The sequence below is a fragment of the Pedobacter sp. V48 genome (genome assembly GCF_000523515.1).
Lineage (GTDB): Bacteria > Bacteroidota > Bacteroidia > Sphingobacteriales > Sphingobacteriaceae > Pedobacter.
Map to the genome: position 1 here is coordinate 394,709 of NZ_AWRU01000032.1, position 16,180 is coordinate 410,888.

Below are 16,180 nucleotides of genomic sequence, written 5' to 3' on the forward strand. Positions count from 1 at the left end.
ATACTTGAAGGCCGGCAATTCGGAACAATTAACCAAACACAGAATTTCGCTTCTTAATTATCGCTCTTAATGAAATTAATATCCTTCTTGTGTGTTTTCTTAATCGCGGTTAGCTGCTTTGCTCAAAAAACCACTAGCTTCCTACTTAAAGGAAATGTAAAGAATTTTGATGATACCTTTTTTGAATTGGCCACTACAGGGTATTTTAACAATACTGTGAATGCTGTATTAGTGGATAAAAAAGGTAATTTTTCTAAACACATTTACATAGATGGTATTCAGGACTTTTATCTGTATCTGAATAATGATGCCATCACTGCTTTTGCTGTTCCTGGTGACACCATAGAAGTGAATTGGGATCAAAAGAATTTCAAAAACAGCTTCAAAATCAATAGTCCATCGCCAGAGCGCACTCAGGATTTGTCTATCATGATGGCGATTTATAACGAGAGAAGACAACCCTTTCTTGATTTGAATAGGAAACTGTATGAAGAAAAAAAGCTTGCAGATTCTTCTAAATATAGGTTAATTAATGACGCATACAATGCAGAATTAAACATCATATTTAGTGCCCCCCATACCAAATACAGCATCACTAAGATTTTTTATGATGCATACTTTAAACATGTGGGATTATTAAGGGGATTACGTGGCAACTTGTTGAATGTATATAAGCTCAAAACAGACGACCGCTACTCCAGTCCTGAGTATACTAAATTTGACCATACTTACTTATCGGAAGAAATTTTCATACAATCCGCACCTTACCGCGATTTTCTCTTTGATCAGGTGCGGTTTTACCAACCTTTTAAATATTACACAGCATTAAATGGCTCCGGTTATGCTGCGTTCAATCCTACAAAAAAAGACTATCAGTCCGGACAGGCTTTTTTAAATATCATTCCTATTAGAGACTGGTTTTCGGCAAAAGCGATAATGCTTGGTTTTGAGCACTATGATTTTAAAGATGTTAAGGCAGTTTATGAGGACTATCTGGTACAAGGAAGTATACCCGCTTACCTTGATACGGTCAAAACATTTTATAGCAACGCTAGTAAGTTAGCGCCCGGACAGCCAGCGCCCGTATTTACCCTGAAGGATATAAAAGGTAAATCAATTTCGCTAAATGATTTTAAAGGCAAAGTGGTTTATATTGATTTCTGGGGTGTATACTGTGGCCCCTGCATTAGCGATATCAAAGAAAGCGGAACAAAGGTGCATGAGAAATATAAAGACAAAGATGTAGTATTTCTAAACATTTGTGTGGATCAAAAAGGTAGCACCTGGACAAATAAGGTAAAGGAATTAAAACTCGATGGAGTGAACCTTGTTGCAGAAGGGTGGACAACCAATCAGGTCTGTAAAGATTATAACATCAATGCCATTCCGCATTATGTGTTAATTGACAAAGAAGGCAAAATAATCAATAATAATGCCCCGGGATTATACCAATTAGCAGGAGATGGAGCAAATGATCTGGATAAAGCTTTAAAAGTTGAAAAGAGCAAATAGTCTCAATTTAGTTCGCAAAGCACCCTCATGATGATTAAGAGGAACTCAACATACAAGCAACATATCCAGTCTTTAGATTATTTTTTTACTAGTCTTTCCCCATATTTTTTCAGGATCTTCAATATATCTGTCCTGTCTTTCAGGTAAATATTGGTCAAGAAAACAATACCGACATGATCATTAAACAAAATATTGGTGGTAACTCCCGGATCGTCCCCGTCATGACCGATATATCCGTCGTTGTAAATATTCCAAAATACTCCTTTATTACGTGTTTGAAGGTTCATATTAGCAGGTACGGTAGCTGCCGTAAAGACAGGTTTAAACATGGTTTTAACAGATTCTTTGGTAAGTATTTTCGAATTACCATTTAGGCCACGGATCATTTCCAGGAGGTATTTACTTAGATCCAGTGCTGAAGTTCTGAGCCCCCCATCTGGATAGGTTGTTAATGTATAATATGGAAAAGCCATTTGTTTGCTGAAATAAGGAACCGAATGTTGTTTTAAATTCCTTCTAGTTAAATACCAGTCAGAATGATGCATTTTGAGAGGTCCAAAAACATATTTTTCCGTAAACGCAGGAAATGACATGCCTGACTTGACCTCAATAAGATAAGCCGCCAATGCGGACCCGACATTGCTATAGCTTGCACGTTTTCCCGGTTCGCTGTCATAAAAATTTTTAGCGCTGTATAATTTTCCCGTCGGAATTAAGTAAGACTTTAAGAAAGTTTGTAGCGTTGTATCCTCAAGATCTGATGTATATCCATGCGCTTTCATGAACTGACCTAGTATTGGGTCTAAATCAGATGACTTCCAGAAACGGTAGGTCCTGTTAAACATGTCCTCATTATCGATAATTCCGGAAGTGTGGGTAGTGAGGTCCTTAACTCTGATTACCTGATTCGGGCAATAAGGGTTTACCACTTTAAAAGGTAGTATCTCATTGATGTCTGTCTCCAGCGTAAAATAATTTAATTCAATCGCTTTCATTAGCGCAACCGCAACAACTGTTTTACTTACCGAGCCTATATTCTGGATGGTTTTTGGCGTAAATGTTTTTTGATTCTTAATGTCGGCGTATCCAAATCCTTTCTGATATATTGGCCCTTTATTGTTTAGAATGACCACTGCAAAACCCGGCAAATCCTTTTTATGCAGGTATTCATTAAGATGATACGTCAGTGAGTCAACAGTAGTTTGTGCAATCACAACGCCTGGAAATAACACCATAAGGAGAGAAAGAATTTTAAGAAATCTCATTGTTCTATTATTTGTTTTACACTAATTAATAGTGTGAAAATGGATAATATGTGTGTGCCAATCGCCCGTCTAAGCTAAGACGCACGTGTTGAAGTACGTTGAAATTCGGAAGGAGAGATCCCTGTGTTCTCTTTAAAAGCCTTGTTAAAGGTTGTTTTTGAATTAAAACCGGATTCAAGAGCTATCCCAAGAATATTGTAATGAGAGTATCTCGACTCAAGTAACATTTTTTTGCTTTCATTTACTCGGTACCTGTTAATGAAGGAGTAAAAGTTCTCCTTAAACTCTTCATTCAATACCTGCGAAAGATGAATAGGTTTCATTTGTAATCTATCCGCCAAAGAAGTAAGCGTAAGCTCGTTATTAAGGTATGGCTTCTCGGTCTCCATTAAGTGTTTAACATGTTCAACCATTTCGGATTTCTCCAGAACAGATAGGGTTGAATTTTTGTACCTCTTTTCTCTTTGTTTTAGTTCCGCTACCTCAAGCTCCGGCAGCATGCTTCTGTAAATGCCTTTTTGTGCTATAATATGATAACCGAGCCAATAACTGAAAATTAAAAGGCTGTACCCTGTCAGATTAAGCCAATCTTTTTCGAAACCACTTAATGTCCAGAAGACGATGACAATCAACAATAAAATCACCATTATTCTTACCCAGTTAAGGTCGTTTTCCCGAGCTGTAGAGGTAAGATCCTTCAAGATTTGTTGATGCTGATTTACGAGACCATTAATGAGGAACACGTAAATTATTCCCTGGATGTTATTATAATATTTGTATAAAATTCTTAAAAAAGAAATATTGTGATACTGTTCTATAATGGGTAATGGAAATACCCAGATTAATAGAAATATAAGAATAGGTATTAAATGAACAATATGTTTTTTCTGAAAACGGAACAAGTTTTGGGTCAGGGAAGCAATATAAAAATAGAGTGATGAGAAAGCAATAAGCAGCGAAAATTCATCCAGAAACCGAAAGTAGTTCCCGTAGACCCCATTGAAAACCAATAAATCATATAACTGATTTAAACCAAGAGAAATGCAAAACGACAAGAGAAAAAGGCTAGCAGTCTTGCTGCGATTTTGTCTTATCAGAAATGTGTAAAGACCAATAGAGAAAAAATTTACGCAGATTATTGCAGATACAAGTGTTTCTGGATTAAGGTTGATCATTCAATGCGAATATATTAATATTCTCGGATACGATCTTTCTTTATCCAATAATAACGGCACGGTCGCGTCAGGTGGTAGCTGTACATTTGGCCCATTATTCATGGTAAACAAAGCATTAAATTCCTCAGAGTTTTATGATCTTACAGGTACGTTTTCGTTCCCCAACATGAGCTATACCGACATAACTTTCGACCCATCCGGAAATATGTACATCAGCGCCGCCGTCAGCTATGGTCGCCGTTTGTGTGAGCCGTCAAGTATGGGCAAGACAGGCAGCTTGATTGTTTAATTTATGATCCAATAGCTGTTAGTCACTGGCCAATAATCCCCTCCATCCCCTTAATAGCTCCGAATTTGGTTGGAGCTATATTTAATGCTATCGCGAACTGAATCAAGGCGCGAAATATTAATGACTATCAGGCACTTAATAAAAAAGGTACTAGAAACCGAACAACTTTCTCTATCAGAACACTTGATAGTATATTAGAAGTTAAAAAGCATATTCTTAAAATTAAATTAAAATAGCTGACATTGTAACGTCAGAACTAAAAAGGTCCTGAGTTTACCGGCAAACCTTATATAAAGATCAAATGGATCATAATTGCCACGCAAAAAGATCACTACGGGAATGAACGGTCTACTTGCTCTCTTATAAACACTAGATTTCTTAGCAAAATCTAAAAAATTAAAATAATCAATATCCCTCCATAGACCAACTTCATGTAGGAATTGACTCGAAAGATCAAGTGGAGTACCACCATTTAAACCCTTTAGGTCAATCGAAAGGTTTTTTGTTTTTATAGCATCCCTCTCGGTTAAACACTCCTTTATCATTACCAGTACCACCTCACAATGTAATTTCATTCAAGTTACAGTATAAGCCCATGTTTTTATCAGAAAAACATGGACTAGACATGGACTTTTGAAAAATAGTATCGATATAAGGTGTAGCCACCATGCACAGGCGAATTATTCCATATAAAAATAATATAACTTATCAATTATTTAGTTCTCATTATTAGTACTTTTACTAATAACTGAGCAACTAGTTGAAATGAAAAGAAAACTATCTTTAATTGAAGGGACCATGTATGCCGGTGGTAAAACAGCTGTAAATGTTGTTTCCTCTGTTACAATTAAAGGTGAAGTTCAGGAATCTGACCTACATACCTCACTGTTAAAAATTCAGGCCAGGCATCCGCTGCTGAGCAGTAATGTTTGGGAAGACGAGGCGGGCATTCCTTATTTTGTTGGGCAGAGTCCAATTCAAAGAATTGCTGTGCGTGTAGTTATCCGACAAACAGACAAGGATTGGGAAAAGGAATCTATCACAGAATGCCTTACTCCATTTAACACTAAGAATGATACTTTGGTTAGGTTGGTGTGGTTAAAATCAGAAAGCGTTTCGGACCTGATTGTTGTTGGCCATCATTGCATATGTGATGGCAGATCTATCCTGAATCTTATGGACGAAACATTGTCTTTGTTAGCCGATCCTGAAAAAGAAATAGGTGCTTATAAATCCTTTTCCTCTATACAGGATTTTATTCCTCCCGAAATTAGGGAAAGCAACGCAAACAAATTAAAGATTCAATTATTTTCTAAAGCTGCAAAACTTGCCTTACTTGCCGTGGCCTTTAAAAAAGAGATTAAAAGAGAAAAACCATTTTTTTTACATTGGAAACTTTGCAAAGAGGAATCTTCGCTAATTATTGAAAAATGCAAATCTGAAAGGGCTTCTGTTCACGATGCGCTAAGTGTGTCATTTTTAAGAGGGTTTAAAGAAATTAAAACCATAAAATCGCACTCCAGACTTTATTGTGCAGTAGACATGCGGAAATTCCTGCCAGAAGTTAAAAGCAATATGCTCTTTGCTTTTCCGGCAATGGTTGGGCTCAATCTATCGAACAAGAAAACGAATAGTTTTTGGAACCAAATCCATGAATTTAAAAATGGCCTGGCAAAAAAAATAGATGAGATGAATGTAAATACCGTATTGCTATACAGCGAGTGCCTTTTGCCTTCTTTACCCAGAATGACCAGATATGCCAAGGCTGATAAAGGAGCCCATGATTTTACCCTTTCAAACCTGGGAAAGGTAAGCATCAGCGAGAAATATGGCGCCCTTGAAATCGAATCTTTGCAATCCCCTTCAACAATTTTTCCTTTCGGTAATCCAACAACTCTATTTACAACTTATTTTAAAGGGCAAATTGATTTAGTTTTCACATCTGATGAGCATTTTATAAAACGGGAAGATGCGTTGGCCTTAAAAGAGAGTGCATTGAGTATGATCATAAAATAATTATTTATATTTAAATAACGTTGAAACTAACGAGATAAAACCATGAAACTATTAAAATTAATCATCCTTTCTGCAGTTACATTAGCCTCATGTTCTGGGCAACCAGAAGCCAAAAAAACATCAGAGCAATCTATAAATGGAACCTGGAAACTTGTATCCGCAAAAGTGATAACCAAAGGTGATACCCTAAATACTTTCCCCGTAGAAAATCAGGAGATGATTAAAGAATTTAATGATACACATTTTTCTTTTTTCAAGCATGATGTTAACAAGGGAAAGGGAAAAGGAGCTATTTTCGATGCAGGTAGCGGCACATATACATTAAATGGAGATAAATACGAGGAACATCTTCAATACTGCAGCTTTAGAGATTGGGAAAATTTAAAATTCAGTTTTACTTTAAAAATAAGCAATGATACATTAGTGCAACGTGGCATTGAAAAAATAGACAGTCTGAATGTTAACCATGAGATTGTAGAAACCTACGTTAAGTTACACTAGGATAAGGTATGTTATTACCTACAGTGGGCATTGAACAGATCTTTAAACTTCCTTACACAGGGGAAGACTTTAAGTTATTGCGTCATACACCCATCAATATGCCCTCTATTCCGCATGCGCATAAGCATGATTTTTATATGCTCCTTATTATAGATCAAGGTAGTGGCACTCATACTATAGATTTTAAAGAGCACAACGTTAATAACAAAATGGTGTTTTTTCTTGCACCCGGACAGGCCCATCAATGGGAGCTCTCTGAAAAAACATCGGGTTATCAGTTAATGTTTTCGCAGAAGTTTATGCTTCCGGGGAGTTTGCGGTTGCCATTTTTTAACTTGTCTGCCTCCCCTGTTCTTCATCTTAAAAATGATCAATATCAGGATCTTGTTCAGGAGCTAGAGCAAATATTAAAGGAATTGACTACCCCAGGGCAATTTGAAACTGAATTAATTCAAACCAGGTTACAAATTGTACTGATCTTATTGAAAAGATGGTATTCAGACTGTTTTGATCTGCAGGACTCTACTACCGACAATCGTCTGATTAATAATTTCCTCACACTTCTCGACCAGCATTATCCCGCCCGAAGTGAGGTATCGTTTTATGCCGAAGAGCTACATGTTACTGCTAATTATCTTAATCAAATTTGCAGGAAGAAATCAGGAATAACTGCCGGAGACCTTATTCGAGAGCGAATTTTGCTTGAAGCAAAACGAATGCTGACATTAACAAACCTTGATATTAAAGAAATTGCCTATTCTCTGGGGTTTAACGATACCTCTTATTTCTCCAGGTTTTTCAGAAAAAACACGAACGTTAGTCCCCAACAATTTCGAAAAACAAATAATTAGTACCCTTATTGTGATAATCAGTCCTATTTAGCTGAGGCTTTAAGAAGTAAATTTGCATATGAATTTCCGAATCTTATCTGTCATCATCCTTACTTGCATTGCAATGAATGCTTGTTCGCAGAAAAAAAACATGGAACAAAACGAATTAGAGGTTTTTAAAATCATAGCGGCAAACGACAGCACTAAGCTATCGCAATGGCTTTCTGTAAATAAGAACACTGAACTGCGCAACAGCAAAGGAGAAACACCTTTGATGAATGCCACTTATGGCAATCGTATTATACTTGCAAAAATGCTGATCGATGCCGGAGCCAATGTAAACCAACAAGACAATATGCTAAACAGCCCTTTTCTATACGCTGGGGCTTCAGGTTATCTCGAAATACTTCAGCTTTGCTTAAAAGCGGGAGCGAATTATAAAGTGTTTAACCGGTATAACGGTACTGCGTTGATACCGGCATGCGAAAGGGGCCATATTGCAATAGTTACTGAATTACTAAAAGACAAAAACTATCCTATTGATCATATAAATAGATTAGGCTGGACAGCATTGCTGGAAGCCGTTATTTTAGGTGATGGAAGCGATAAGTATGTAAAAATTGTTCAGCTTCTGGTAAACGCTGGCTGCGACATTAGCATTAAAGATAAAGACGGCGTTGATGCAATTAGCCACGCCAAAAAAAGAAATTTTAAAGAAATAACAGCTGTTCTCGAAGAGGCAGCTAAGAAATAATCCTTCCTGATGAAAAAACTAATATTCTCTATCGCTTTCCTTTTAACAATCTCTTGTGCATTTTCACAAAAAAAAGAGGCTGATATAATTATCAAATCAGCAAATATCATTGATGTTAAAACAGGCAAAATAATTTCCGGAAAGGCCGTAGCTATTAAAGATGGGATGATCATTAACGTGTTCAACGAAAAGCTAATCAGCGGATACAATTCAAAACAAATATTGGATGCAAAAGGCAAGTATCTGATGCCGGGCCTTTGGGATATGCACATGCACTTTGGTGGTGGCGATTCTTTAATCAATGAAAATAAGAACCTATTACCGCTATTTCTGGCTTATGGCATTACAACGGTACGTGATGCAGCAGCCGATATTAGCCCCAGTGTATTACAATGGAGAGATGAAATTGCTGCCGGAAAACTGCTTGGTCCATCCATTTTCACATCTGGACCTAAACTAGAGGGGTATAAATCTGTTTGGAAAGGTGATATTGAAGTTGGAAATACTAAAGAGATAGCGCAAGCCCTGGATTCTTTACAAAAAATGCGTGTTGATTTTGTTAAAATAACAGATAATACGTTAAAGCCAGATCTCTTTTTAGAAGCTATAAAACTAGCCCGTAAGCATGGATATCGGGTGTCGGCACACATCCCAAGTGCCTTAACAATGGAGCAAATAGCAAATGCTGGTTTAAGCTCTGTCGAACATTTGAGCTATGCCCTTAAAGCCGGATCAAAAGTAGAAAAAGAGATCTCAGCTGAAGTTGCCGCAGGCACTCTGAAAGGTAAAGCATTTAACCAAAAGGTAATGGATACTTTTGACGAAACAGCTGCCTTATCAACTTATAGAAATATGGCTAAACATGGCATGTATGTTACGCCAACACTTTCCCTAAACTATATCCTTACCTATTTTGAGAAAGACAATCATAAAAATGACAGCTACCTGCAGTATATAGGAAAAGGGCTACAGAAAACTTATGAAGGCCGTGTAAAAAGAGTTGAGCAAGATGACGCAGAAGCTGTTGCTTTCAGACATCAGCTGTTTGAAAAAACCGTAACCACGCTCCCACTTCTGCAAAAAGCTGGTGTAAAAATATTGGCCGGTACGGATGCGGGTTATTTAAATTCTTATGTATATCCTGGTATTGGCCTTCATAAAGAATTAGAATTGCTTGTGAAATATGGTTTAACTCCGTTACAAGCTTTGCAAGCATCTGTTATCAATTCACCAGATTTTCTTGGCAAAAAAGAGTATGGAAGCATTGCTCCGGGCAAAAAAGCAGATATATTATTACTTGACGAAAATCCTTTGAGCAACATAAGTGCTACTCAAAAGATTTTCACTGTAATTAAAGCAGGCAAAGTACTTAACAGAAAGACCCTTGATGATATGCTTGAACAAGTTAAGCAGTTAAGTGCCCAATAGAAAGAGTCTATTTTAACTGGTATGCCATTACACTCTTCTTAAAAAAAGTGGGGATATAAACTATTTTTTTAACGGGATCATAACCAATATCAGCGGTATTTTTCTTTTCCAGATGAGTATCCAGCAATAGTTCAGAAGTACCATTAGCAAATACATAATAGATATAACCACCCCAGCATGAAAACAAGAAATCACCATTGCCAATTGGTTCAATTCCATCTCCACCAAAAGGCAACCCCGCTATCTTGATCATCTCTTTTTTTGCATTGGCTTTTAAAAGGTTTTTGCCTCCTCCAGCGATATAAAGATCGTCGCCAACTGCTTTGAGCCCATTTACCCCATCAATATTTTCCATGTAAACGACATCTTTATTGTTGGTGATCTGGTGGATTTTTTTTGTTTTAGAATCTGAGACATACACCACGCCTTTATCGCTAACTGTAATGTCATTTAAGAATGCTGATCCTTCAATTGGAATAGTAAGCTCAACCTTGTTTTTCGGGATATCAATAACTACTACATCGGTCAAATCTGCCACATACATTTTATTGCCATGTATGGCAAGTCCTTTTGGAGAGTTGAGGCCGGTAATCCAATCCAGATTAATCACTTTACCATTCATATCCAATTTACCTACCCCACCAATTCCATCTTTCTTATCAGCACTATTGCCCATTATTGAAACATATATTACTCCTGCCTTAACATCGGGCAATACGGATTCAGGCAGATTAATTATACTGTCCGTTTCCCATATTTTTTCCAACTTATGCTGTGCATTAACGCATAGAGCCAACAACATTACAAAAGATAAACTCAAAAATTTTTTCATAACAATTTCCTTAAAATAGAGACTTTTTCAATGAAATTACATAAAAACCAACACATTAGAAGTAATATTTTTGTGTACCCTATTTCTTTTTTTACAATACGACCTTATTAAATCGAGTTAATTATCTGTTTATTTGTATTTGTTAATTAAATACACACACAAATTTAATCTTCATTGTTATGCTGCTTAGCATTTTAAACTCTATTTTTTGCATCGCATTTATACTATTCGCGTATGTAAACCTTAATGATAAAGACTCATGGCTTTGGGTGCCTATCTACATGGTGGCTTCCATTTGTTGTGGATTTGCCATTTTTAATCTTTTTTCTCCTATCGTATACCTTGTCGCCATATCTTTCTATCTTATTTACGCAATCATCCTCTTTTTTGCAAAAGACGGAGTGCGTGACTGGATAATGAAGTACCGAAGCCCAAGCTTAGTTGAAAGTATGCAGGCCACCAAACCTTATATAGAGAAAACCAGAGAATTTTTTGGCCTTCTGATTATAAGTGGTGCACTTGTTATTAACTATTTTGTGGCTATCAATTTATAAAAAAGAACATCATGCTTTTGATAGATATAGAAGGGATAAAAAGCCTTAATGATCTTTTTCTGCAAATCATTAAACAAAACCTTAGCGGTGATGCCTTATTGTGGTTGGAGAATAAGGTTGAATTGATTAAGACAGAAGAAAAATCAATACAATTAAACCTTACGTTTTCACACTTACCAAGATTGGCTGGTAAACAGCCAATAGAGCTGCAGAAAAAGGATGAGGAAAAAATAAATGAGCTACTACCCGGCTTTTCATTAAATGGGTGGACTATTGATAGATTATCGCGGGTATGGCTGTTAATCCAAGTTCCTGCTGAGAATAAGGACGTATACATCAAAAAGATAAATGGATTATTTATTGGCTCTGAAATGAACGAGCAAATTGCACTTTATTCTGCTTTGCCATTTTTAGCTTATGCTGAAGAATGGGTTGCCAGATGTGAGGATGGAATACGCAGTAATATTGGTACCGTATTAGAAGCCATTATGTACCACAATCCATACCCAGCTCATTTCCTTTCGGAAGGAGCATGGAACCAATTGGTGCTGAAAGCATTTTTTACGGAGAAAGATGTGAATCACATCATTGGATTAAAAGACAGATCAAACCAGGCATTATCGGATACTTTAAGCGACTATGTACAAGAACGTTTAGCCGCCCACAGAACTGTTAATCCGGAGATATACAAATTGATAGAACAAAAGAATCAGAAAATATAAATTTTGAATTATGTGCTGTAATGATAATTTTCAGGAAAGAAATGAAGGAGAAAAAATTCAAACTTCTCTTGATTTGAATGACATCAGCGGGATGAAGTTTTTTGACCCGCATGTACACATGACCTCTCGTACTACAGATGACTACCAGGCTATGGCCGATGCAGGAATTGTAGCTTTAATAGAGCCGGCTTTTTGGTTGGGTCAGCCGCGTACCGGAGTAGACAGTTTTACCGATTATTATAGCAGCCTTATTGGTTGGGAAAGATTCAGGTCTTCACAATTTGGTATTAAGCATTATTGCACCATAGGTCTAAACTCTCGTGAGGCCAATAACGAAAAACTGGCAGAACAGGTAATGGAAATACTTCCTCATTTTATTTTTAAAGAAGGAGTAGTTGGTATAGGCGAAATTGGTTTTGATGATCAGACTGCTGCCGAAGAAAAATATTTCCGTTTACAATTGGAACTGGCAAAAGAATCAGGATTACCTGTGCAGATTCACACACCGCACAGAGATAAGAAAAAAGGCACGCAACGTAGTATGGATATTGCGATAGAGCATGGACTTTCTCCATATTCGGTAATTGTAGATCATAATAACGAAGAAACAGTTAAGGAAGTTCTTGACCGAGGCTTCTGGGCTGCATTTACCATTTATCCTTTTACCAAAATGGGCAATGAGCGCATGGTAGAAGTGGTAAAACAATATGGATCGGAAAGAATCATGATCAACTCAGCAGCAGACTGGGGCATTTCGGATCCACTTGCGGTACCTAAAACTGCGGCCTTAATGAAAAAATCGGGAATTAGCCTTGCTGATATTGAACTGGTGAGTTACAGGAATGCTATAACGGCATTTGTACAAAGCGGACAAATTGATGAGAACGATTTTATTTCAGTTAAAAACATCGATCAAAGTCAGAAATTTGAAAGCAATTCGATTTTGCGTGGCGGGCAACAACCAAGAATAGATAAAAATTCTATCATCATTTCCTAATCAGGTATACATTGAAAAAACTATTAGGATATATAAGGCTAATGCGGCCTGCAAATGTCGTTACTTCGGTTGCAGACGTACTGGCGGGCATAGCTATTTCAGGTTCCTTTTCATTAACAGGATGGAGCAGTTTACAGCTACCTGTTATACTGCTTTGCATCTCAACAATAGGTTTGTACAGTGGTGGCATTATCTTTAATGACGTTTATGATGCTGATCTGGATAAGATAGAACGTCCGGAACGCCCAATCCCAAGTGGATTGATTAGCAAGAAGGCAGCTACCATATTTGGCGCAGTATTCTTCTTTATAGGAATTGCGGCGGCCAACCTTTTTGGCACAACAACATCAGTAATTGCAGTATCTATTATGATTGCCTGCCTTACTTATAACAGGTGGGCGAAACATCATTCCATATTAGGCCCGCTGAATATGGGGCTATGCCGTGGATTAAATCTGCTGCTAGGTGTAAGTATTATTAGTTCTCAGGTACAACAATGGTGGTTTTTAGCCCTTGTTCCTATTATCTATATTGCATCAATTACCATGATTAGCAGAGGTGAAGTACACGGAGGAAACAAAAAGATGCTTTATTTTGCTGCGGTACTTTATGCTATAGTTATAGCCAGCATTCTTTTTTTCGCCACTACAAAAGGCGACTTACGTATCACATTGGTATTTATTGTACCTTTTGCTTTAATGATATTTATACCGCTGTTAAAAGCCATACAAAATCCAATAGGCCCAAACATAGGCAACGCAGTAAAAGCAGGTGTTATTGCATTAATACTAATGAACGCTGCCTGGGCTAGTGTCTTCGCCGACTGGAAAGTAGCCCTATCAATTGTTATTTTATTACCATTATCAATATTACTAAGTAAAGCATTCGCTGTTACTTAGTCAGGAATTTTCAACTATGAGTTATTTAGAACAGTCGTTTAGTGTAAAATTTGAGTATAAAATATACTTTACTGCTTCGCTATTTGATACAGGCAATCTCATCTTGGCAAACTTCTTTAAGGAGAAGCCTTCGGAGGCCTTGCGCAAAATATTTTTCGTACTGGACAAGGGTGTTGCCGATGCTCATCCTGACCTTGTACCATCAATTAAAGCTTACTTTGAGCAACATAAAGATGTGCAGCTGATTAAGGATATCATGATTGTTCCGGGCGGAGAAGCATCAAAAAATGACACTTCACTTTTTGACCAACTGGTTGAAGCAGTGAATGTTTATGGAATTGACAGACATTCGTACATTGCTGCCATTGGAGGAGGCGCTGTACTTGATCTGGTTGGCTATGCGGCTGCAGTTTCGCACCGAGGTATTAAGCATATCCGTATCCCTACAACTGTACTTTCGCAAAACGACTCTGGCATTGGTGTTAAAAACGGCATCAATTACAATGGTAAAAAGAACTTTCTGGGCACTTTTGCTCCACCATCAGCAGTATTCAATGATGACAAGTTTTTGCTTACGTTAAGCGATAGAGATTGGCGTTCGGGTATTTCTGAAGCCGTAAAAGTGGCACTTATCAAAGATCCAGAATTCTTCTACTGGATTGAAGATAATGCGGCACAATTGGTTGCACGGGACCTGGACACGATGAACTATTTGATCAAACGTTGTGCTCAATTGCACTTAAACCATATTGCAGGAGATGATCCATTTGAAACAGGATCAGCAAGACCCTTAGATTTTGGGCACTGGAGTGCGCATAAACTAGAGCAGCTAAGCAATTTCAGCGTTTTACATGGTGAAGCTGTGGCAATGGGTATTGCGTTAGATAGCACCTATTCTTTCCTGAAAGGGATGCTAACAGAAGAAAAATTACAGCGCATATTAAGTGTACTGCTTCACCTATCTTTTGATATTTCTAATCCATTTATCCAGATTAACGATACTGAATCTCCAATACTCCGTGGATTGACAGAATTTCAGGAACATCTTGGGGGTAAACTTACCATTACCCTGCTTACTGATTTGGGTACCGGAAAAGAGGTGCATCAGATGGATCACCAGTTATTGATAGAGGCGAGCAACTATGTTTTAAACTTTACCAGCACACACGCTGGTTTACCTATAAGTAACCACTAATAATGAAAGTTAACACTGGCCATTTAACTTATTGCACAAACATACATCCGGGTAAAAACTGGGACGACGATTTTAAAGCCCTACAAGAGAATTTTCCTGTTATCAAACAATCGGTTTCTCCAAACGAGCCACTTGGCCTAGGACTTAGATTGTCTAATACCTCTAGTCTTGAATTGATTAAAGAAGATGCTTTAACTGAATTTAAGCACTGGCTTGAGGAAAATGACGCCTATGTTTTTACCATGAATGGTTTCCCTTATGGCGAATTTCACCGTACTGTGGTTAAAGAAGATGTACATACACCTGATTGGACAACAGACGCGCGAAGAGAATATACCATCAGACTTTTTAATATTCTCCAATCCATATTGCCTGAAGGTATGAATGGGGGAATTTCTACATCACCACTTAGTTACAGGCACTGGTTTAAGACTGATGAGGATTTTGCGCAGGCAAAGCACACTGCTACCTTAAATGTAATAGAGGTTATAAAGGAACTGATTAAGATTAATGAGCAAACAGGCAAAATCATGCACCTTGATCTGGAACCTGAACCTGATGGCATACTGGAAACCGGAAGAGAATTTATAGACTGGTTTGAGAAAGATCTGCTACCACTTGGCATTCCGGCTATTGAAAGTTCATTTAATGTTCCTGGCATTGAAGCCGAATCATTAATTAAAAAACACCTTTGCCTTTGCTACGATGTTTGTCACTTTGCTATAGGTTATGAAGCTCATGATGAGGTTCTAAAAGAACTTGAAGCAAAAGGCATTAAAGTAGGCAAAATACAGATCAGTGCCGCTTTAAAAGCAAATCTTGATAGATCAGAAGCAGAAAGAGAAATCATAAAGAACAGCTTTCAGACCTTTAATGAGCCAACCTATCTGCATCAGGTAGTAGCCTTAAAGAAAGATGGTGGGCTGATTCGTTATTCGGACCTTACTCCTGCTCTTAATGACTTTGAAAACCAGGAGGCCATGCAATGGAGAGCACATTTCCATGTCCCAATATCAATTAAAGAGATCGGATTGTTACAATCTACTCAGGATGATATTACTACCGTTCTGGAACTTCAAAAGAATGCACCTTTTACTGACCATCTGGAAGTAGAAACTTATACCTGGGAAGTATTACCGGAGCAATTAAAATTACCGATTGCCCAATCTATCAGTAATGAACTGAACTGGGTAATTAAAACGAACATATAA

At 37.5% G+C, this 16,180-nt stretch carries 16 protein-coding genes; 12 read left to right on the forward strand and 4 right to left on the reverse strand.

The genetic code is table 11. The features are described from left to right. Positions 1 to 69: 69 nt before the first annotated feature. Positions 70 to 1,512 (forward strand): TlpA disulfide reductase family protein, encoded by a 1,443-nt coding sequence (locus tag N824_RS23800; RefSeq protein ID WP_048907598.1) that lies wholly within the window; start codon positions 70 to 72, stop codon positions 1,510 to 1,512. Positions 1,513 to 1,589: 77 nt separating this feature from the next. Here N824_RS23800 and N824_RS23805 read toward each other — a convergent pair whose 3' ends face one another. The 3 genes from N824_RS23805 to N824_RS23815 form a co-directional block, all read right to left on the reverse strand. Then, complete coding sequence (locus N824_RS23805) at positions 1,590 to 2,777, reverse strand: serine hydrolase (protein WP_048907599.1); 1,188 nt, start codon at positions 2,775 to 2,777, stop codon at positions 1,590 to 1,592. Between the two features lie 74 nt (positions 2,778 to 2,851). Further along, the gene (locus tag N824_RS32080) at positions 2,852 to 3,478 is read right to left on the reverse strand and encodes an AraC family transcriptional regulator (RefSeq protein WP_161662357.1); all 627 of its coding nucleotides are present in this window, start codon (positions 3,476 to 3,478) and stop codon (positions 2,852 to 2,854) included. Positions 3,479 to 4,468: 990 nt separating this feature from the next. Next, positions 4,469 to 4,816 carry a hypothetical protein gene (locus N824_RS23815; RefSeq protein WP_048907601.1) on the reverse strand — a complete coding sequence of 116 codons (348 nt, stop codon included), beginning with the start codon at positions 4,814 to 4,816 and terminating at the stop codon, positions 4,469 to 4,471. Positions 4,817 to 5,006: 190 nt separating this feature from the next. Here N824_RS23815 and N824_RS23820 point away from each other — a divergent pair, with 190 nt between their 5' ends. From N824_RS23820 to N824_RS23840, 5 genes are all read left to right on the forward strand, one after another. Then, a complete protein-coding gene (locus N824_RS23820) occupies positions 5,007 to 6,257 on the forward strand; it encodes a condensation domain-containing protein (protein WP_048907602.1) in 1,251 nt (416 codons plus the stop codon). 42 nt (positions 6,258 to 6,299) lie between these two features. Then, complete coding sequence (locus tag N824_RS23825; protein ID WP_048907603.1) at positions 6,300 to 6,758, forward strand: lipocalin family protein; 459 nt, start codon at positions 6,300 to 6,302, stop codon at positions 6,756 to 6,758. Between the two features lie 8 nt (positions 6,759 to 6,766). Beyond that, positions 6,767 to 7,609 (forward strand): helix-turn-helix domain-containing protein, encoded by an 843-nt coding sequence (locus tag N824_RS23830; protein WP_048907604.1) that lies wholly within the window; start codon positions 6,767 to 6,769, stop codon positions 7,607 to 7,609. Between the two features lie 130 nt (positions 7,610 to 7,739). After that, positions 7,740 to 8,342, forward strand: a complete 603-nt coding sequence (locus N824_RS23835; protein ID WP_235207259.1) for an ankyrin repeat domain-containing protein — start codon at positions 7,740 to 7,742, stop codon at positions 8,340 to 8,342. 9 nt (positions 8,343 to 8,351) lie between these two features. Next, positions 8,352 to 9,770 (forward strand): amidohydrolase family protein, encoded by a 1,419-nt coding sequence (locus tag N824_RS23840; RefSeq protein ID WP_048907605.1) that lies wholly within the window; start codon positions 8,352 to 8,354, stop codon positions 9,768 to 9,770. A gap of 7 nt (positions 9,771 to 9,777) precedes the next feature. Here the strand turns inward: N824_RS23840 and N824_RS23845 are convergent, their stop codons facing one another. Continuing rightward, on the reverse strand, positions 9,778 to 10,602 hold the full coding sequence (locus N824_RS23845) for an ATP-binding protein (protein ID WP_048907606.1): 825 nt from the start codon (positions 10,600 to 10,602) through the stop codon (positions 9,778 to 9,780). A gap of 179 nt (positions 10,603 to 10,781) precedes the next feature. On the opposite strand from N824_RS23845, the gene N824_RS23850 reads away from it, so the two are divergent. The 6 genes from N824_RS23850 to eboE are packed head-to-tail and all read left to right on the forward strand — an operon-like array spanning position 10,782 to position 16,180. Then, entirely contained in the window at positions 10,782 to 11,156 is a 375-nt protein-coding gene (locus tag N824_RS23850) for a transmembrane 220 family protein (RefSeq protein ID WP_048907607.1), read from the forward strand. Between the two features lie 11 nt (positions 11,157 to 11,167). Beyond that, positions 11,168 to 11,878 carry an EboA domain-containing protein gene (locus tag N824_RS23855; protein ID WP_048907608.1) on the forward strand — a complete coding sequence of 237 codons (711 nt, stop codon included), beginning with the start codon at positions 11,168 to 11,170 and terminating at the stop codon, positions 11,876 to 11,878. Between the two features lie 10 nt (positions 11,879 to 11,888). Continuing rightward, positions 11,889 to 12,875, forward strand: a complete 987-nt coding sequence (locus N824_RS23860) for a TatD family hydrolase (protein WP_048907609.1) — start codon at positions 11,889 to 11,891, stop codon at positions 12,873 to 12,875. 11 nt (positions 12,876 to 12,886) lie between these two features. After that, complete coding sequence (gene eboC / locus N824_RS23865; RefSeq protein ID WP_200869929.1) at positions 12,887 to 13,774, forward strand: UbiA-like protein EboC; 888 nt, start codon at positions 12,887 to 12,889, stop codon at positions 13,772 to 13,774. A 16-nt stretch (positions 13,775 to 13,790) separates the two neighbouring features. Continuing rightward, positions 13,791 to 14,969: a 3-dehydroquinate synthase gene (locus N824_RS23870; RefSeq protein ID WP_048907611.1), complete on the forward strand. Its 1,179-nt coding sequence runs from the start codon at positions 13,791 to 13,793 to the stop codon at positions 14,967 to 14,969. A gap of 2 nt (positions 14,970 to 14,971) precedes the next feature. Then, the gene (gene eboE / locus N824_RS23875; protein ID WP_048907612.1) at positions 14,972 to 16,180 is read left to right on the forward strand and encodes a metabolite traffic protein EboE; all 1,209 of its coding nucleotides are present in this window, start codon (positions 14,972 to 14,974) and stop codon (positions 16,178 to 16,180) included.